Source organism: Arthrobacter sp. 05L45_2 (genome assembly GCF_056397525.1).
Map to the genome: position 1 here is coordinate 1 of NZ_JBFTNO010000040.1, position 18257 is coordinate 18257.

The window sequence follows — 18257 nt, forward strand, 5'->3', positions numbered from 1 at the left end:
CAGCCGGCCGGCAGTACTCGATTGTGGGCTCCTCCCCGGAAGCCCTGGTCACCGTCACCGGCGAGGAAGTCATCACCCACCCGATCGCCGGCTCACGGCCCCGCGGCAAGACCATCGAGGCGGACAAGGCCCTGGCGGAGGAACTGCTCGCGGACCAGAAGGAACGCGCCGAGCACCTGATGCTGGTCGATTTGTCCCGCAATGACCTCTCCAAGGTCTGCGTCGCCGGATCCGTGGACGTGACGCAGTTTATGGAGGTGGAGCGCTTCAGCCACATCATGCACCTGGTCTCCACGGTGGTGGGCAAGCTGGCCCCGGACGCCACCGCCTACGACGTCCTCAAGGCCACGTTCCCGGCCGGCACCCTCTCCGGTGCTCCCAAACCCCGCGCCCTGCGCCTCCTGGACGAGCTCGAACCCCACCGCCGCGGCATCTACGGCGGCGTGGTGGGGTACCTGGACTTCGCCGGCGACATGGACATGGCCATCGCCATCCGGTCGGCGCTCCTTCGCGAAGGCCGCGCCTACGTGCAGGCCGGGGGCGGGATAGTGGCCGATTCGGTCAATCCGACCGAGGCGCAGGAAACCGTGAACAAGGCCGCCGCGCCGCTGCGTGCCGTGCACACGGCCGGGTCGCTGCACAACATCACCGCCGAGACGGTGGCCGGCACCGGAACGGAGCAGCCATGACCGGCACTATCAAGAGCACCAGCCCGGCGGTGCCCCGCTGGGCGCGCAAATCCACCCTGGTCCTGGTGATCGCGGCCCTGGCTCTCGCGGTGTTCGGCACCACCACCCAGACGTGGCTGACCGTGCACCTTGATCCCAGCCAGCTCGGCCAGGGCGTCAGCAGCCAGGACGGGCTGCAGGTCCAGGGCAGCAAGGCGGCCACCACCGTGACCGCCCTCGCGCTCGTTGCCCTGGCCGGCGGGCTCGCCGCATCCATCGCCGGACGCATCGCCCGCTGGGTCATCACCGCGATCATCCTGCTGGCCGCCGCCGGGATCGTTGCCGCCGCCGCAACCGTGCTGGCCGGCCCGCTCGCTGCGGCGCAGGGCTCCATCGCAGCCGCCACCGGCATCAGCGGCAGCAACGTGCAGGTCGCCGTGACCGTCTTCCCGGTGATCGCCGTCGTCGCCGGTGCCCTGCTGGGACTCAGCGCGCTGGCCCTGGTCCCCGCCGGACGGTACTGGAAGAGCCGCACGAAGTACGACGCCGCCGCCACCAGCGGCGCTTCGGGCACCCCGCGGCCGACTGACGAGATCGACAGCTGGGACCGCCTGTCCCGCGGTGACGACCCCACCTGAGCCGGGTACAGCGGGCCTGGCGCGCAATGCGGCCAATAGCACCGCCAAAAAATGGCAGAATGTAAGCAGTATTGATCCTGAGGAGATTTCCATGAGCAAAGCCCCTGTTTCCGCACCCCAGCCCGCTGCCGGCACCGGCATCTATGACGACGTCGACCACAGCGAGCCGACCGGCCACGGCAACAGCCCGGCGGCCTGGACCACGGTGATCGTAATGCTGATCGGCGCCCTCATCGCAGCCATCGCCTTCGTCATCGCCAACACCCCGATCTTTGTCGCGGGCGCCGTGGTGATGCTGATCGGCCTCGTGGTGGGCTTCGTGATGCGCAAAGCCGGCTACGGCGTCGGTGGCAGCAAGCTGAAGAACTCCGGCCACTAAGAGTGACTGTTCTCGATGACATCAACGCCGGTGTCAGGGAGGATATGGRGGCGCGCCAGCGCCTCGTCACGCTTGCCGAACTGAAAGAGCGTGCAGCCGCGGCGGCACCCGCCCGGGACGCGTGGGCTGCCCTCGGCGGCCCCTCCGACCGGAGCCAGCTGAAGGTGATCGCCGAGATCAAGCGGCGCAGCCCCTCCAAGGGCGACCTCGCAAGCATCGGCGACCCGGCAGCCCTGGCCGTCCAGTACGCCGACGGCGGTGCCGCCGTGATCAGCGTCCTCACCGAACAGCGGCGCTTCAACGGATCCCTGGCGGACCTCGATGCTGTCCGTGCGGCCGTGGACATTCCGCTGCTCCGCAAGGACTTTATGATCGACGAGTACCAGCTCTGGGAGGCCCGTGCCCACGGCGCCGACCTGATCCTGCTGATCGTCGCGTCCCTGACGGATGCCCAGCTGCGTGAGTACAGCGCACTCGCCCACGAGCTCGGCATGAATGTGCTCGTGGAAACCCACACGCCCGGCGAAATCGAACGCGCCGTGGACGCCGGAGCCAAAATCATTGGCGTCAACGTCCGCAACCTGAAGACGCTCGACGTCGACCGGTCGCTGTTCGCGCAGCTCGCCGCCGGCATTCCCGCCGGGTCCCTTGTGGTGGGCGAGTCCGGGGTCCGCGGTGTGGACGACGTCCGGCACTACGCGGCCAGCGGCGCCAACGCGGTCCTGGTGGGCGAGGCGCTGGTCAGCGACGCTACCCCGCGCGAACGGATCGCCGAATTTATGGCTGCGGGCGCCGAAGAAATCGCCGCACGTTCCTGACCCGCGGACCGGCCGGGCAGCTGGCCGGAGTACGCGGTGCTTCCGTGCGGCACCCCAGATCTAGTTAGCAGTGGAACAGGATGGTGAGACTGATGGTCGATGCGCCAACAGCCGGCTCAGAAGACAACCCCGTGGACGCGTTCCTGGAAGGCAACCGGCCGGAAGGCGGCGGGACTGAAGCAACGCCGTCCCTGCGCCACGCCCCGGGACCCTATTTCGGGTCTTACGGCGGCCGCTGGATGCCGGAGTCGCTGATCGCCGCCCTGGACGAGCTCGAGGACACCTTCGAGAAAGCCAAGGCCGATCCCGAGTTCATCGCGCAAATCGCGGACCTGAACAAGAACTACTCCGGCCGGCCCTCCCTGCTCACCGAAGCCAAGCGCTTCGCGGAGCACGCCGGCGGGGTGCGCATTTTCCTCAAGCGCGAGGACTTGAACCACACCGGCTCGCACAAGATCAACAACGTCCTGGGCCAGGCGCTCCTGGCCAAGCGGATGGGCAAGACCCGCGTGATTGCCGAGACCGGCGCCGGCCAGCACGGCGTCGCCAGTGCCACCGCCGCCGCCCTGCTGGGCCTCGAATGCGTGGTCTACATGGGTGCCGAAGACTGCCGCCGGCAGGCCCTCAACGTGGCCCGGATGGAACTGCTGGGCGCCACCGTTATCCCCGTGACCAACGGCTCCCAGACCCTCAAGGACGCCATTAACGAGGCACTCCGCGACTGGGTCGCCAACGTGGGCACTACCCACTACCTGCTGGGCACCGCCGCCGGGGCGCACCCCTTCCCGGCCATGGTCCGGTACTTCCACGAGGTCATCGGCGAGGAAGCACGCGCCCAGATCCTGGACCAGACCGGCCGGCTGCCGGACGCCGTCTGCGCCTGCATCGGCGGCGGCTCCAACGCCATCGGCATCTTCCACGGTTTCCTGGACGATCCGTCGGTGAAAATCTACGGATTCGAGGCCGGCGGAGACGGCGTGGACACCGGCCGGCACGCGGCCACCATCACCCTCGGCAAGCCCGGGGTGCTGCACGGYGCCCGTTCCTACCTCATGCAGGACGACGACGGCCAGACSATCGAGTCGCACTCCATCTCGGCCGGCCTGGACTACCCGGGCGTCGGCCCGGAGCACGCCTACCTCTCCGACATCGGCCGGGTCAGCTACGAACCCATCACCGACAGCGAAGCCATGGAGGCGTTCCGCGTGCTGTGCCGGACCGAGGGCATCATCCCGGCCATCGAATCCGCGCACGCCCTCGCCGGCGCCATCAAGGTGGGGCGGCGGCTCGCCGCCGACGCCGGCGACGCCGAGGAAGCGGCCCGCAAGGTCGTGATCGTCAACCTCTCCGGCCGCGGGGACAAGGACGTGGCCACCGCCGCGGAATGGTTCGACCTGCTGGACAAGGATTCACCCGAGCACGAGATCGCCCAGGAGGGGGAGCAGCTGTGAACACTGCCGAGAACAGCGCCGGGGGCACCATGCCCAACACCAGTAAGTCCGCCGCCGCCATCGACCGCGCCCGCGCCCAGGGCCGCGCCGCCCTCATCGGGTACCTGCCCGCCGGCTACCCGAGCGTCGAGGACACCATCGCCGCCGGCATCGCCCTGGCTGAAAACGGCGCCGACCTGATCGAGATCGGCATCCCGTACTCGGATCCCGTGATGGACGGCCAGGTCATCCAGGCCGCCACCGTGGAAGCCCTCGCCAAGGGATTCCACGTCAAGCAGGTTTTCGACGTCGTCCGCGGCATCACCAGCAAGACCGACGCCGCCGTCCTCGTCATGACCTACTGGAACCCCGTKGTCCGGATGGGCGTGGACGARTTYTCCCGCCRSTTGGCCGAMGCCGGGGGAGCSGGGCTSATCACGCCSGACCTSATYCCGGACGAGGCTGCGGAGTGGATGGCGGCCTCGGACAAGTACGGACTGGACCGGGTGTTCCTCGTGGCCCCGTCGTCGTCGCCGGAGCGCATGAAGCGCACTGTCGACGCGAGCCGCGGGTTCGTCTACGCCGTCTCCATCATGGGTGTCACCGGCGCCCGCGCCTCCGTCAGCACCGCAGCCAAGGACGTTGTCGCCGCGGCCCACGGTGCAGGCGCCAAGCGGGTCTGCGTCGGCCTGGGCGTCTCCAACGCTGACCACGTCCGCGAAATCGCCGCCTACGCCGACGGTGTCATTGTTGGCACCGCCCTCGTCGCGGCGATCGGTGAGGGCGGCGTGGATGCTGTAGCGTCCTTGACGAAAGAGCTCAGCACCGGCCTTACCAAGGAAGAAGCGTAAGCAATGCAGTCAGTCCTCCACGCGGCAGCGATGGTTCCCGCGAGCATTCCGAGCCCGGTCTGGTCCGGCTTCGATATCCCGCTGCCCTGGGGGTCCCTGCGCATCCACGCCTACGCGCTCTGCATCCTGGCCGGCATCATCGTCGGGCTCTGGCTGACCTCACGTCGCTGGGCCCGCCGCGGCGCCCCTGAGGGCAGCGTCTGGGACATCGCCATCTGGGCCATCCCGTTCGGCATCATCGGCGGCCGCCTCTACCACGTGGTGTCCTCGCCGGATGCCTACTTCGGCCCCGGCTTCGACGGCACCGGCGACCTGTCGCTGATCCCGCAGATCCAGCGCGGCGGCCTCGGCATCTGGGGCGCCGTGGTCCTTGGGGCGTTCGGCGCATGGATCGGCTGCCGCCGGGCCGGCGTCAAGCTCAGCGCCTTTATGGACGCCGCAGCTCCGGGCCTCCTGCTGGCCCAGGCCATCGGCCGCTGGGGCAACTACTTCAACCAGGAACTCTTCGGCGGACCCACCACACTGCCGTGGGGTCTCCAGGTGGACCCCAACAGCCCCAACTTCCCGGCCGGTATGCCCGCCGACACACTCTTCCACCCCACCTTCCTCTACGAATCCCTCTGGAACCTTGTGGGCGTTGTGGTGCTGCTGGCCCTGGACCGGAAGTTCTCGTTCCGCCGCGGCCGCCTCTTCTGGCTCTACGCCATCTACTACACCCTGGGCCGCGTCTGGATCGAGGCCATGCGGATCGACGACGCGGAGCAGATCAACCTCTTCGGCATCACCACCCGGCTCAACGTCTGGACCAGCATCTTCGTGCTGATCGCCGCGGCCGTGATCTTCGTGCTCCTCGGCCTACGCAAGACGGACGGGACGGATACCCCGTACCTGCCCGGCCGTGAGCCCGAACCCGCGGCCGACAACGCGGAGGAGGGCGCCGTTGCCGGCAACGACGCCGACGCTGACAACGCCGAGACGGCGGACGCCGTCGACGCCGAAAAGGCAGACGCCGGCACTTCCGACGACGGCGCTGCCGCCACCACGGACACCGCCGAGGCGGACACTGCCGCGCGCCCCGACGTCGTCCGCCATTCGGACGCCGCTGTCTCAGATAATGAATCGCGTGATAATCTCCGGGATAACCAGAGCGGTCCGGACCGCCCCGCAGCCCAGGCTGTGGCGGCCGGGGAATCCACGGGCGGCACCACGCCCGCCATGGAGGAAGAACCGGCAACCGGAGTATCCGGACGCCGGGCTTCCGGGGCCGCCCCGGACGCTGGGATCACCAAGTAACACAGCGCCGGTAACCGGACTGCAGGGCGACCGCCAGCTGGGTCCGGGTCCACAGCGTTGTGGCAAGGGGTGTGCGTAGGACAGCAGGCAGCAGACAGCTGCGCGCTAGGCAAACCCGGGCTTGCGGCCCGCGTAACTGTTCGTACAGGAAGCGGCGCTGGCCTACAATTCCAGTAGGAAAATCACGTTGTTGTGCCCGTCACACCGGCGCACCGATTCGGGCCAATGTTGTCCCTCCCATACGCACGATCAGGAGGAAGGACGTCTCCCATGACCCAAACTCTTCACAGCCCCAGCTGGTCCGGTCCGGACCAGCCCGGCGCGGCTGTTTCACCCTTCAAGCTCTTCGCGGCCCTGCCGGAAGCGGCCGGGCTGTACAACCCGGAGCAGGAGAAGGACGCCTGCGGCCTGGCCATCATCGCCACCCTCCGCGGCGAGCCCGGCTACGACATTGTTGACGCCGCCCTGACCGCCCTGCGCAACCTCGAACACCGCGGTGCCGTCGGGGCCGACGAGGGAACCGGCGACGGCGCCGGCCTCCTTATGCAGGTTCCGGACGAATTCTTCCGCGCAGTCACCGACTTCGAGCTCCCGGCCGCCGGCCAATACGTCGTCGGCACCGCCTTCCTGCCCGCCGAACAGCGCGAGTCCGACGGCGCCAAAGCCGGCATCGAAGGCCTCGCGGCCGACGAGGGACTWACCGTCCTGGGCTGGCGCGAAGTGCCGATCGTCGCGGACCTGGTCGGCGCCATGGCCAGGGCCTGTATGCCGTACTTCGCGCAGCCGTTCTTCGCCTCCAGCACCGGCGAAACGCTGTCCCGCAATGAACTGGACTCCCGGGCCTGGCGGATCCGCAAGCGCGCCCAGAACAAGTTCGGCGTGTATTTCCCCTCGCTCTCATCCCGGACCATCGTCTACAAGGGCATGCTGACCACCGCGCAGCTGGAGCCGTTCTACCCTGACCTTTCGGACAAGCGCTTCAAGACCAAGCTCGCCATTGTCCACTCCCGCTTCTCCACCAACACCTTCCCGTCCTGGCCGCTGGCCCAGCCGTTCCGCACTATCGCGCACAACGGTGAGATCAACACGGTCAAGGGCAACCGGAACTGGATGCGCGCCCGCCAGTCGCAGCTTGCCAACCCGCTGCTCGGGGACAGCCCCGAGGAGCTGTACCCGATCTGCACGCCGGGCGCCTCCGATTCGGCGTCCTTCGATGAGGTCGCCGAACTGCTCTGGCTCTCCGGCCGCCCAATCACGCACTCGATCATGATGATGATCCCCGAGGCCTGGGAAAACCACGCCACGATGGATCCGGCCCGGCGCGCGTTCTACGAGTACCACTCCCTGCTGATGGAACCGTGGGACGGCCCCGCGGCCGTCTCCTTCACCGACGGCAACCTGGTCGGCGCCACCCTGGACCGCAACGGCCTGCGCCCGGGACGGTACTGGATCACCGAGGAYGGCCTGGTGGTCTTCGCCTCCGAGGTGGGCGTGATCGACGTCGAACCCGCCAAGGTGGTCAAGAAGGGCCGCGTCTCGCCCGGCAAGATGTTCCTCGTGGACACSGAMGCCGGCCGGATCATCGACGACGCCGAGGTCAAGGCGGAGGTTGCCGCGGCCAACCCGTGGGCCGAATGGCTCAAGGACAACCTGATCGACCTCAAGGACCTGCCCGAGCGCGAGCACGTGGTCCACACCGCCGCGTCGGTCAACATCCGCCAGCGGACCTTCGGCTACACCACCGAGGAACTGAAGATCCTGCTCGGCCCGATGGCCCGCACCGGCGCCGAACCGCTCGGCGCCATGGGCTCGGACACCCCCGTGGCCGTGCTCTCCAAGCGGCCGCGCCTGCTCTTTGACTACTTCGTGCAGTCCTTCGCGCAGGTCACCAACCCGCCGCTGGACGCGATCCGCGAGGAACTGGTCACGTCCCTGACCTGTGCCATCGGGCCCAACGGCAACCTGCTGGACACCAAGCAGGTCCGCCAGCCGCAGGTCTCGTTGCCGTTCCCCGTGATCAACAACGACCAGCTGGCCAAGATCGCCAACATCGAGAACGCCGACGGCGACCGCGTCGCCATGAAAGTGCGCGGCCTGTACCGGCCCGACGGCGGCGAAAACGCCCTGCGCGCCCGGCTCACCGAAATCTGCGAGCAGGTCTCCGGCGCCATCAACCGCGGCGTGCAGTACGTCGTCCTCTCGGACCGCGACTCGAACGCCCAGTGGGCCCCCATCCCGTCGCTGCTGCTGGTCAGCGCCGTGCACCACCACCTGCTGCGCAGCGCCAACCGCACCAAGACCGCGCTGGTGGTCGAGGCCGGCGACGTCCGCGAGACCCACCATGTCGCCGTCCTGATCGGCTACGGCGCCTCAGCCGTGAACCCCTACCTGGCCATGGAGTCGGTGGAGCAGCTCATCAGCTCCGGTGACGTCACCGGCGTCACCCCGCAGGACGGCGTCTACAACCTGATCAAGGGCCTCGGCAAGGGTGTCCTGAAGATCATGTCCAAGATGGGCATCTCCACGGTGGCCTCCTACACCGGCGCCCAGACGTTCGAGGCCCTGGGACTCGGCCAGGAACTCGTGGACGAATACTTCGCCGGCACCCACTCCCAGCTTGGCGGCGTCGGCCTGGACATCATCGCCGCCGAGGTCGCTGCCCGGCACCGGATGGCGTACCCCGAAAGCGGCATCGAACTGCCGCACCAGCCGCTGCTGGGCGGCGGCGAGTACCAGTGGCGCCGCGACGGCGAACCGCACCTGTTCAACCCGGAGACCATCTTCCGGCTGCAGCACGCCACCCGCGAACGCCGTTACGACATCTTCAAGTCCTACACCCGCGGCGTCGACGACCAGTCCGAGAACCTCATGACCCTGCGCGGGCTCCTGAAGTTCAAGGGCGGCCTGCGCCCGGCGGTCCCGCTCGAGGAAGTGGAGCCCGTCTCCAGCATCGTCAAGCGGTTCTCCACCGGTGCCATGAGCTACGGCTCCATTTCGCAGGAGGCGCACGAGACCCTCGCCATCGCCATGAACCGGCTGGGCGGAAAGTCCAACACCGGTGAGGGCGGCGAGGACGTGGACCGCCTGCTGGATCCCACCCGCCGTTCGGCCGTCAAGCAGATCGCCTCGGGCCGCTTCGGCGTCACGAGCCTGTACCTCTCCAACGCCGATGACATCCAGATCAAGATGGCGCAGGGCGCGAAGCCCGGCGAGGGCGGCCAGCTGATGGCCCAGAAGGTCTACCCCTGGGTGGCCCGGACCCGGCACTCAACGCCCGGCGTCGGCCTCATCTCCCCGCCCCCGCACCACGACATCTACTCGATCGAGGACCTCGCGCAGCTGATCTACGACGCCAAGCGTGCCAACCCCTCGGCCCGAGTGCACGTCAAGCTCGTCTCCGAGGTGGGCATCGGCACCGTTGCCGCCGGCGTCACGAAGGCCAAGGCCGACGTCGTCCTGGTGTCCGGCCACGACGGCGGCACCGGCGCCTCGCCGCTGAACTCGCTCAAGCATGCGGGCGTCCCCTGGGAACTCGGCCTGGCCGAGACCCAGCAGACCCTGATGCTCAACGGCCTGCGCGACCGCGTAGTGGTGCAGGTGGACGGCCAGCTGAAGACCGGCCGCGACGTTGTGATCGCCGCGCTGCTGGGCGGCGAGGAGTTCGGGTTCGCCACCGCACCGCTGGTGGTCTCGGGCTGCATCATGATGCGCGTCTGCCACCTGGACACCTGCCCCGTCGGCGTCGCCACGCAGAACCCCGAACTGCGCGCCCGGTTCGACGGCAAGCCCGAGTTTGTGGTCAACTTCTTCGAGTTCCTTGCCGAAGAGGTCCGGGAAATCCTGGCCGAGCTCGGCTTCCGGAGCCTGGAGGAGGCAATCGGCCACGCCGAAATGCTCGACACCCGTGAGGCGATCAGCCACTGGAAGGCCGAGGGCCTGGACCTGGACCCCATCCTGCACGGGCTAGAGTTCGACGACGACGCCCCGCTGCGGAACCTCACCGGCCAGAACCACGAACTCGACAAGCACTTCGACCAGCGCCTGATCGCGATGGCCGCCGAGGCCCTGAGCGACCGCACCCCGGTGAAGATCTCGGTCGACGTGATCAACACGGACCGGTCGGTCGGCACCATGCTCGGCCACGTGGTCACCAAGACCTTCGGCACGGACGTGCTCGCCACGGACACCATCGACGTCACCCTGACCGGCACCGCCGGCCAGTCCCTGGGCGCGTTCCTGCCCGCAGGCATCACCCTGCGGATGTTCGGCGACTCGAACGACTACGTCGGCAAGGGCCTGTCCGGCGGCCGGATCATCGTCCGCCCGGACCGCACCAACGTCTTCCAGGCGGAGCGCAACGTGATCGCCGGCAACGTGATCGGCTACGGCGCCACCAGCGGCGAGCTGTTCCTCCGCGGCCAGGTGGGGGAGCGGTTTATGGTGCGTAACTCCGGCGCCACCGCGGTGGTCGAAGGCATCGGCGACCACGGCTGCGAGTACATGACCGGCGGCCAGGCACTGATCATCGGCCGCACCGGCCGCAACTTCGGCGCCGGCATGTCCGGCGGCACCGCCTACGTCCTGGACTTGCAGACCGAACGGGTCAACAAGCAGGCCCTCGACGCCGGCGAGCTGCAGCTGCGCGAGCTCGACGCCGAGGACCGCGACATTGTCCACGGCCTGCTGGTCAAGCATCTCGAGGAGACGGAGTCGCAGCTCGCGGCCCGGCTGCTGGAGAACTTCGATGACACCGCAGCCCGCCTTACCAAGGTGCTGCCGCGCGACTACGCGGCCGTCCTGCAAACCCGTCTTGACGCCATCGAAGAGGGCCTGGACCCCGACGGCGAAGAAGTTTGGTCTCGAATCCTGGAGGTGACCGGTGGCTGATCCACGCGGATTTCTGAAAGTACGCCAGCGTGAAACGCAGCCGCGCCGTCCCGTCCCGGTCCGCATCATGGACTGGAAAGAGGTCTACGAAGCCCAGGAAAAGGGTGTCCTGAAGAGCCAGGCCGGCCGCTGCATGGACTGCGGCGTCCCGTTCTGCCACCAGGGCTGCCCGCTGGGCAACCTCATCCCGGAATGGAACGACCTCGTCTGGCGGGACAAGGGCGAGGAAGCCATGGAGCGGCTGCACGCCACCAACAACTTCCCTGAGTTCACCGGCCGGCTCTGCCCGGCACCCTGCGAGGCGTCCTGCGTACTGGGCATCAACCAGCCCGCCGTGACCATCAAGCAGGTGGAGGTCTCCATCGTTGACCAGGCGTTCGACAACGGCTGGGTCAACCCGCTGCCGCCGGCCCGCCTCTCCGGCAAGACGGTCGCCGTCGTCGGCTCCGGCCCCGCCGGACTGGCCGTCGCGCAGCAGCTGACCCGCGTAGGCCACACCGTCGCCGTGTACGAACGCGACGACAAAATCGGCGGGCTGCTGCGCTACGGCATCCCCGACTTCAAGATGGAAAAAGAGCAGGTGGACCGCCGCCTGGACCAGATGAAGGCCGAAGGCACCCGCTTCCGCACCGGCGTCGCAGTCGGCACCGACGTGACCTGGGAGCAGCTGCGCCGGCGCTACGACGCCGTGGTGGTCGCCACCGGGGCCACCGTCCCGCGGGACCTGCCCATCCCGGGCCGTGAGCTCGAGGGCGTCCACTTCGCCATGGACTACCTCGTCCCGGCCAACCGCGTGGTCGCGGGGGAGACGGTGGAAAACCAGATCAACGCCGCGGGCAAGCACGTTGTCATCCTTGGCGGCGGCGACRCCGGCGCGGACTGCCTCGGCACCGCCCACCGGCACCAGGCGGCGTCGGTGACCACGCTGGCGATCGGCAAGCAGCCTTCCGCCGAGCGTGCGGCGCACCAGCCCTGGCCTACGTTCCCCACCCTCTTCGAGGTGGCCAGCGCCCACGAGGAAGGCGGCGAACGCAGCTACCTCGCCTCCACCGTGGAGTTCGTCGGCGAGAACGGCAAGCTGACCGGCGTGAAGGTCGCTGAGACGGAATTCGTCGACGGCAAGCGGCTGCCCAAGGCAGGTACCGAGAGGGTGATCCCGGCGGACCTGGTCTTCCTGTCCCTGGGCTTCACCGGCGCCGAACCGGCCGGCATCACCGAACAGGTCAACGCCGAGTTCGACGGCCGCGGCAACGTGGCCCGTGACGGGTATTACATGACCAACACCGAAGGGGTCTTCGTCGCCGGAGACGCCGGCCGCGGCCAGTCCCTGATCGTTTGGGCGATCGCCGAGGGCCGGGCGTGCGCTGCGGCGGTGGACAAATTCCTGATGGGAAGCACCGTTCTCCCGGCGCCAGTAGCGCCGACCGACCGGGCGATCGCGGTCCTGTAGCCGGTCCGGCCCCCTCCGGGCCCGGGCCGGCCATCGGCCGTTCTTCTCCGCGACAACTAAAAACAACCAAGAGACAACTAGGGTAGGTATATGAGACGCGCTAAAATTGTGGCCACCTTTGGACCGGCGATCGCGAGCTTCGAGAACACGCTCGCTGTTCTGGAAGCCGGGGTGGACGTTGCCCGGATGAACATGAGCCACGGAGACTACTCCGTGCACGACAACACCTACGAGAACGTCCGCAAGGCCGCGGGGCAGCTCGGCAAGGCCGTTGCCATCATGGCCGACCTGCAGGGCCCCAAGATCCGCCTGGGCCGCTTCGTCGACGGACCGCACCTGCTGGCCGTCGGTGACACGTTCACGATCACCACCGAGGACGTCCCGGGCACCAAGGACATCTGCTCCACGACGCTCAAGAGCCTCACCGAGGACGTCAACCCGGGCGATGCCCTCCTGATCGATGACGGCAAGGTGGCGCTGCGCGCCATCGAGGTCGACGACGTCAAGGTCGTCGCCACTGTAGTGGTCGGCGGCTACGTGTCCAACAACAAGGGCATCAACCTCCCCGGCGTGGCCGTCAACGTGCCGGCGCTGAGCGAAAAGGACGAGGACGATCTCCGCTGGGCCATGAGCCGCGGCGTGGACATGGTGGCCCTCTCCTTCGTGCGCGACGCCTCGGACATCAAGCGCGTCCACGAGATCATGGACGAAGAAGGCCGCCGCGTGCCGGTGATCGCCAAGATCGAGAAGCCCCAGGCCGTGGAGCAGCTCCCCGAAATCATCGACGCGTTCGATGCCATCATGGTGGCCCGCGGCGACCTCGGTGTTGAGCTTCCGCTTGAGGAAGTGCCGATCGTGCAGAAGCGCGCCGTCGAGCTGGCCCGCCGCTGGGCCAAGCCCGTCATCGTGGCCACCCAGGTGCTGGAATCCATGATCGACAACCCGCGCCCGACGCGTGCCGAGGCCTCCGACTGCGCCAACGCCGTGCTCGACGGTGCGGACGCCGTGATGCTCTCCGGCGAGACCAGCGTGGGCAAGTTCCCGATCGAGACCGTCAAGACCATGGCCCGGATCATCGAATCCACCGAGGTCCACGGCCTGGAGCGCGTCCCCCCGCTGGGCACCAAGCCCAAGACCCGCGGTGGCGCCATCACCCGTGCCGCCGTCGAAATCGCCGACCAGCTGGAAGCAAAGTACATCTGTACCTTCACCCAGTCCGGTGACTCGGCACGCCGCCTCTCCCGCCTGCGCCCGATCCGTCCGGTCTTCGCCTTCACCCCCGTGGAGCACGTCTGGAACCAGCTCGCGCTGACCTGGGGCATCCAGCCCGTCCTGGTCCCGATGGTGGGCCACACCGACGAGATGACCGCACAGGTTGACCGCAGCCTGCTGGAAATGGACCTGGTGGACGACGGCGACATGGTGGTCATTGCCGCCGGTTCCCCTCCCGGTAAGGCCGGGTCCACGAACATGCTCAAGGTCCACAAGGTGGGCGACCTCGCCGACGCCGGCAGCCACAGCGAGAACGCCGGGGCCAAGGACAAGGTGGGCCCGTGGCCGGAAAAGAAGAAGAAGAGCGCCAAGCTCTAGTCTTCGCCGGAGACACAAAGGGAGGGTCCCCGCCGCTGGTTTTCCGCGGCGGGGACCCTCCCTTTTGTGCTTGTGTTTTTTGTGTTCGCGCTAGTTGACCTGGTTGATGATGGTCTCGGCAACCTCGCGCATGCTGAGGCGCCGGTCCATGGAGGTCTTCTGGATCCAGCGGAACGCTTCCGGCTCCGTCAGGCCCATCTTGGTGGTCAGGAGGCTCTTGGCACGCTCGACGAGCTTGCGGGTGGCGAACTGTTCCTGCAGGTCGCTGACCTCGCTCTCGAGGGCCTTGATCTCCTCGTGCCGGGACAGAGCGATCTCCAGGGCCGGGATCAGGTCCGCCGGGGTGAAGGGCTTGACCACGTAGGCCATGGCACCGGCGTCGCGGGCCCGCTCCACGAGTTCCTTCTGGCTGAACGCGGTCAGCAGGACCACGGGGGCGATGCGTGCCTTGACGATCTTTTCAGCGGCGGAGATACCGTCCATGACCGGCATCTTGACGTCCATGAGGACCAGGTCCGGCTTCAGTTCCTCGGCGAGCTGCACGGCCTTCTCGCCGTTGTCCGCCTCGCCGACCACGTCGTAGCCTTCGCCGCGCAGGATTTCGATGATGTCCAGGCGGATGAGGGTCTCATCCTCGGCGACCACAACGCGGCGCGCGGGCTGGGAAGTGGGGGTTGACTCCGTCTGTTCTGACACGGGAACTCCTTGGAAAGGTACGGCGGGCGGTGAGCCATTCTGTGGCGCGTCCGCGGGTGTACTGGGGGCCGGTAGGGATCGATGCGGCGTCACTGGCGCGATTCTGGAATTCAGCCTATCTGCATGTAGAGTAATTTCGCGCACCGGAAGCGATCGCGTTGCTCACAGGAGACCTGGGGCCGCGAATATGACAGCCGGTGTACTCCGCGCCCGAGTGGCGGAATTGGCAGACGCGCCGCACTCAAAATGCGGTATCGAAAGGTGTGTGGGTTCGAGTCCCACCTCGGGCACAGTGTTATCGCAGGTTAAGGCTTTTTTGTTGGTTTGGTGTTGAAAAGGCTGAACTTTTTTGGGGCGTCCGTGAGGGCGCCTTCAACGGGCGGACTAAGGCTCTTGGTCACCGCGTGAACATCCTCCGTCAAATGCAACAAATGCATCATTTCGAGCCGGGGCAGGTTCCATCTTTCTGAAGCCAACTCAACGTTAATGGCTCCGCCCCGGCGCTCAGCCGCAGCTCAGCCGGTGCTATCGAGGATCAGGCGCGCCGCTTCCGTTGGTTGGTCCCAGTGCGGGAAGTGACCGCAGTTTTCGAACCAGTGCAGCGTTGCATCCGGGAACAGCTCCGTGGCCCGCGCCGCCTCTCTCGGAGCGGTGACCTTGTCCTTCCGCCCCCATCCAATGACCACTTTGCCCTTGAGAGAACCAGCCGGTGCGCCTTCCTGGCGGGGTCCGTGAATCAGCGCGTTGAGGGCCGGGTCCAGACTGGTCGATGTCTTGAACCCGCGAAGCTCATGCAGCACCAGATCCTGCGGCAGCTTCCATGGGTGGGCGGAGAACTGAGCCAACAGGGCCGTCCGGCCCACGGGGTTGCCCGTGAGGAAGGGGAGCGCCGGTTGGATGCGGCGCACCAGTGCGACGGATGCCTTGATGCTTGCACCAAAGATCGCTGCCTGGCGGTCATTCCAGAATCCACCAGGGTCCAGTGCGATCGTGGTGCCAGCGTGCCCTCGCCGTGCCATTTCCAATGCCATCCGGGCGCCCATGGAGCTGCCTACCAGATCAATGTCACCCAGTTCCTCGTCGCGGATAAAGGCTTCGACGGCATCGGTCAGCGTGGCAATGGTGGTTTCGCCGGTCAGCGGCGCGGATTCGCCGCAACCGGGGAGGTCGACGGCGATTACATCGCGTTCAGCGGCCAGCGCCGGGATTACCGGATTCCAGTTACCAATACTGGAACCGAGTCCATGGACCAGGAGGAGTGGCTTACCGGAGCCTTGCCGGGTTGAGTGCAGCATGACTTCACTCTAGGGGGCGGTGCAACATGTCTGGTCAAGAGTCATCCGGCGAAAGGCTCGACGGCACAGCGATACGCGGCGCTGAGCGCAGTGCTAGAAACAGCAGTACCACCGTGGTGGAGAGCGCCGGATACGACGGCGACAGTGAGAACTTCCGGGTGTCCTCGGGCCGAACCCGCGTAGGTCGTTTTCTGTCCCGTCCGCGCCGGAGCGGTCGGTGATGTCGGAAGGAGGAACCGCCGGCGTGATCGTCATCGATTTCCGGCATGAGGGCCGCCCCGTAGTGCTGTGCTTGTTCGAAGCCGGCCCGGTTCCGGAGGCTTACTCGTCAAATCGGAGCGAAATCGCGTTCAAGCCACAACTGCCCCCGCGGACTGCCGCTTTGGCAGCCTGTTGCGCCAAAGTGGTCACCAGCGAGGGTGTGCAATTTGCACACCCCGGACTTCGGAACGGGTCGTGCTGGTGCCGGACTGGGCCGGATTGCGGAGGTTATCGGGGAGCGGCGGAAATTCAGGGGCTGGGACCCGGTTCGAGTCCCACCTCGGGCACGCATAACCCCTCGTCAGAGGGGTTTTTGCTTTAATGTGCCGACACATCTGGGGGTTGCGTCGCTCTGACGATTGGCCTGCGGGACCACAACTACACCGGAACAATCAGCCTGGCGTACGATCCGGTAAGCGGTACGGCGGGGGACAGCCTCCTGCCCCATTTCGCGGCCCTTGTAGCAGTGCCGCCGGGACTGGCCGGGATCATTAAGGTGGTGGCCATCCGCCCCCGACACATGAAGTTCTGACGACCGGCCGACAAGCCGGGCCCGCACGTTGAAAAGATGCATGTCAGTCGTCCTAGGAAGTTCCTTATCCCGCCGCGGCGGGAATCTGCAAGACTGACCGGATGATTACCGAACACGCGCTGCTTCCCGTCATTTCCGGCCAAGAAGAAGAATTCCAGGCAGCATTCGACCGCGCTCGTTCGGTTATAGCGTCGATGCGTGGCTTCGTCTCGTTGTCGCTCTCACGCTCGATCGAAACACCCAACACCTACTTACTTCTCGTGCAGTGGGACAGCCTAGAGGACCACACGGTTGGCTTCAGGGAATCCCAGCAGTATCAGCAGTGGCGGGAGCTTCTGCATAAGTTCTACAAGCCGTTTCCTTTGGTCGAACACTTCGAGCTCGTGAGCTCCGCTCCTCAGTAGCGTAGGTAGCGCGGTGGCGCAAGAGACTGTAGCAGCCATGGCTTATGACAGCAGGACGAATCTCGGGAAAGACGTTCTATCAGAGCGCGCGACACGAATCGCGGATCGCTTTCCTGTTGCTCCCAATGTGATCTGGGATAAGCTCCGAAGATGGCACCGCGAAGTTTTCTTCAATGGCCGGTCGTCCGGCAGCTGAGCACCGGCGATCTGCTGGGCCGCGGGCCGTCAGTCACCTCCGCCAAGACCCAGGCGATAGTCCCGCGTACATCAACCGCGGACCGTGTTGTGCAGAGTGTGTGCCCCTACTGCGCCGTCGGCTGCGGTCAGCGCGTCTACGTCAAGGACGAGAAGGTTGTCCAGATTGAGGGCGATCCCGATTCGCCCATCTCCCGCGGCCGGCTGTGCCCCAAGGGCTCGGCCAGCGAGCAGCTGGTTAACTCGCCGGGCCGGCAGACAAAGGTGTTATACCGTGCCCCGCGTTCCACCGAGTGGCAACGGCTGGACCTCGCTACCGCCGTGGACATGGTGGCGGACCGGTTCATCGAAACCCGCCGCAGGACCTGGCAGCAGGAAGACGATAAAGGACGGCTGCTGCGGCGCACCATGGGCATCGCTTCGTTGGGCGGCGCAACCCTGGACAACGAAGAGAACTACTTGATCAAGAAGCTCTTCACCGCAGCCGGGGCGGTGCAGACCGAGAACCAGGCCCGCATATGACACTCCGCCACGGTTCCCAGTTTGGGAGCCTCGTTTGGACGCGGTGGTGCGACGCAATCACTGCAGGACATGGGTAACGCCGACTGCATCGTCATTCAGGGTTCCAACATGGCCGAATGCCATCCCGTGGGATACCAGTGGGTGGCCGAGGCTAAGGCGCGCGGAGCTAAGGTCATCCACATCGACCCCCGGTTCACGCGTACTTCCGCGGTCGCGGATAAGCACATTCCCATCCGGGCTGGCTCTGACGTTGTTCTCTTGGGCGCGCTCATTAACTACGTCATTACTAACGACCTCTGGTTCAGAGAATACGTCGGCGCGTACACCAACGCCGCCACGCTGGTCCAC

14 protein-coding genes and 1 tRNA gene are annotated in these 18257 nt (G+C 66.8%); 13 read left to right on the forward strand and 2 right to left on the reverse strand.

Annotated elements, in window-relative coordinates; translation table 11 throughout:
- The 10 genes from AC1DHD_RS05235 to pyk form a co-directional block, all read left to right on the forward strand.
- Positions 1–689, forward strand: a 689-nt coding sequence (locus AC1DHD_RS05235; RefSeq protein WP_476878690.1) for an anthranilate synthase component I family protein, incomplete at its 5' end; no start/stop codon positions are given.
- Entirely contained in the window at positions 686–1306 is a 621-nt protein-coding gene (locus AC1DHD_RS05240; RefSeq protein WP_476878691.1) for a Trp biosynthesis-associated membrane protein, read from the forward strand. The genes AC1DHD_RS05235 and AC1DHD_RS05240, both read left to right, overlap by 4 nt.
- 91 nt (positions 1307–1397) lie before the next feature.
- Positions 1398–1685, forward strand: coding sequence for an HGxxPAAW family protein (locus AC1DHD_RS05245; RefSeq protein WP_476878692.1), 288 nt, complete (start codon positions 1398–1400; stop codon positions 1683–1685).
- Between the two features lie 2 nt (positions 1686–1687).
- On the forward strand, positions 1688–2503 hold the full coding sequence (gene trpC / locus AC1DHD_RS05250) for an indole-3-glycerol phosphate synthase TrpC (RefSeq protein ID WP_476878693.1): 816 nt from the start codon (positions 1688–1690) through the stop codon (positions 2501–2503).
- Between the two features lie 92 nt (positions 2504–2595).
- Positions 2596–3954, forward strand: a complete 1359-nt coding sequence (gene trpB / locus AC1DHD_RS05255; RefSeq protein WP_476878694.1) for a tryptophan synthase subunit beta — start codon at positions 2596–2598, stop codon at positions 3952–3954.
- A gap of 29 nt (positions 3955–3983) precedes the next feature.
- Positions 3984–4784 carry a tryptophan synthase subunit alpha gene (gene trpA, locus AC1DHD_RS05260; RefSeq protein WP_476878702.1) on the forward strand — a complete coding sequence of 267 codons (801 nt, stop codon included), beginning with the start codon at positions 3984–3986 and terminating at the stop codon, positions 4782–4784.
- A gap of 3 nt (positions 4785–4787) precedes the next feature.
- Complete coding sequence (lgt, locus tag AC1DHD_RS05265) at positions 4788–6077, forward strand: prolipoprotein diacylglyceryl transferase (protein ID WP_476878695.1); 1290 nt, start codon at positions 4788–4790, stop codon at positions 6075–6077.
- Positions 6078–6347: 270 nt separating this feature from the next.
- Entirely contained in the window at positions 6348–10964 is a 4617-nt protein-coding gene (gene gltB, locus AC1DHD_RS05270; RefSeq protein ID WP_476878696.1) for a glutamate synthase large subunit, read from the forward strand.
- Positions 10957–12414 carry a glutamate synthase subunit beta gene (locus AC1DHD_RS05275; RefSeq protein ID WP_476878697.1) on the forward strand — a complete coding sequence of 486 codons (1458 nt, stop codon included), beginning with the start codon at positions 10957–10959 and terminating at the stop codon, positions 12412–12414. The genes gltB and AC1DHD_RS05275 overlap by 8 nt, the downstream gene beginning before the upstream one ends.
- A 90-nt stretch (positions 12415–12504) precedes the next feature.
- Positions 12505–14004, forward strand: coding sequence for a pyruvate kinase (pyk, locus tag AC1DHD_RS05280; RefSeq protein WP_476878698.1), 1500 nt, complete (start codon positions 12505–12507; stop codon positions 14002–14004).
- Positions 14005–14094: 90 nt separating this feature from the next.
- Here the strand turns inward: pyk and AC1DHD_RS05285 are convergent, their stop codons facing one another.
- The gene (locus AC1DHD_RS05285; protein WP_056739732.1) at positions 14095–14700 is read right to left on the reverse strand and encodes an ANTAR domain-containing response regulator; all 606 of its coding nucleotides are present in this window, start codon (positions 14698–14700) and stop codon (positions 14095–14097) included.
- A 208-nt stretch (positions 14701–14908) separates the two neighbouring features.
- Here AC1DHD_RS05285 and AC1DHD_RS05290 point away from each other — a divergent pair.
- Positions 14909–14990 (forward strand) — tRNA-Leu (locus tag AC1DHD_RS05290).
- A gap of 225 nt (positions 14991–15215) precedes the next feature.
- Here AC1DHD_RS05290 and AC1DHD_RS05295 read toward each other — a convergent pair.
- Complete coding sequence (locus tag AC1DHD_RS05295) at positions 15216–15995, reverse strand: alpha/beta fold hydrolase (RefSeq protein WP_476878699.1); 780 nt, start codon at positions 15993–15995, stop codon at positions 15216–15218.
- Between the two features lie 894 nt (positions 15996–16889).
- Between AC1DHD_RS05295 and AC1DHD_RS05300 the strand changes: the two genes are divergently transcribed.
- Together AC1DHD_RS05300 and AC1DHD_RS05305 are read left to right on the forward strand one after the other, a co-directional pair.
- Entirely contained in the window at positions 16890–17192 is a 303-nt protein-coding gene (locus tag AC1DHD_RS05300; RefSeq protein WP_476878700.1) for an antibiotic biosynthesis monooxygenase family protein, read from the forward strand.
- Positions 17193–17342: 150 nt separating this feature from the next.
- The coding region (locus tag AC1DHD_RS05305; RefSeq protein ID WP_476878701.1) for a molybdopterin-dependent oxidoreductase at positions 17343–18257 on the forward strand (915 nt) is incomplete at its 3' end.

What these genes read in the sequence shown, in the direction of transcription:
- AC1DHD_RS05240 (WP_476878691.1), top strand. Translation starts at nt 686, where the DNA reads ATGACCGGCACTATCAAGAGCACCAGCCCGGCGGTGCCCCGCTGGGCG.
- AC1DHD_RS05245 (WP_476878692.1), top strand. Translation starts at nt 1,398, where the DNA reads ATGAGCAAAGCCCCTGTTTCCGCACCCCAGCCCGCTGCCGGCACCGGC.
- lgt (WP_476878695.1), top strand. Translation starts at nt 4,788, where the DNA reads ATGCAGTCAGTCCTCCACGCGGCAGCGATGGTTCCCGCGAGCATTCCG.
- pyk (WP_476878698.1), top strand. Translation starts at nt 12,505, where the DNA reads ATGAGACGCGCTAAAATTGTGGCCACCTTTGGACCGGCGATCGCGAGC.
- AC1DHD_RS05295 (WP_476878699.1), bottom strand. Translation starts at nt 15,995, where the DNA reads ATGCTGCACTCAACCCGGCAAGGCTCCGGTAAGCCACTCCTCCTGGTC.
- AC1DHD_RS05300 (WP_476878700.1), top strand. Translation starts at nt 16,890, where the DNA reads ATGATTACCGAACACGCGCTGCTTCCCGTCATTTCCGGCCAAGAAGAA.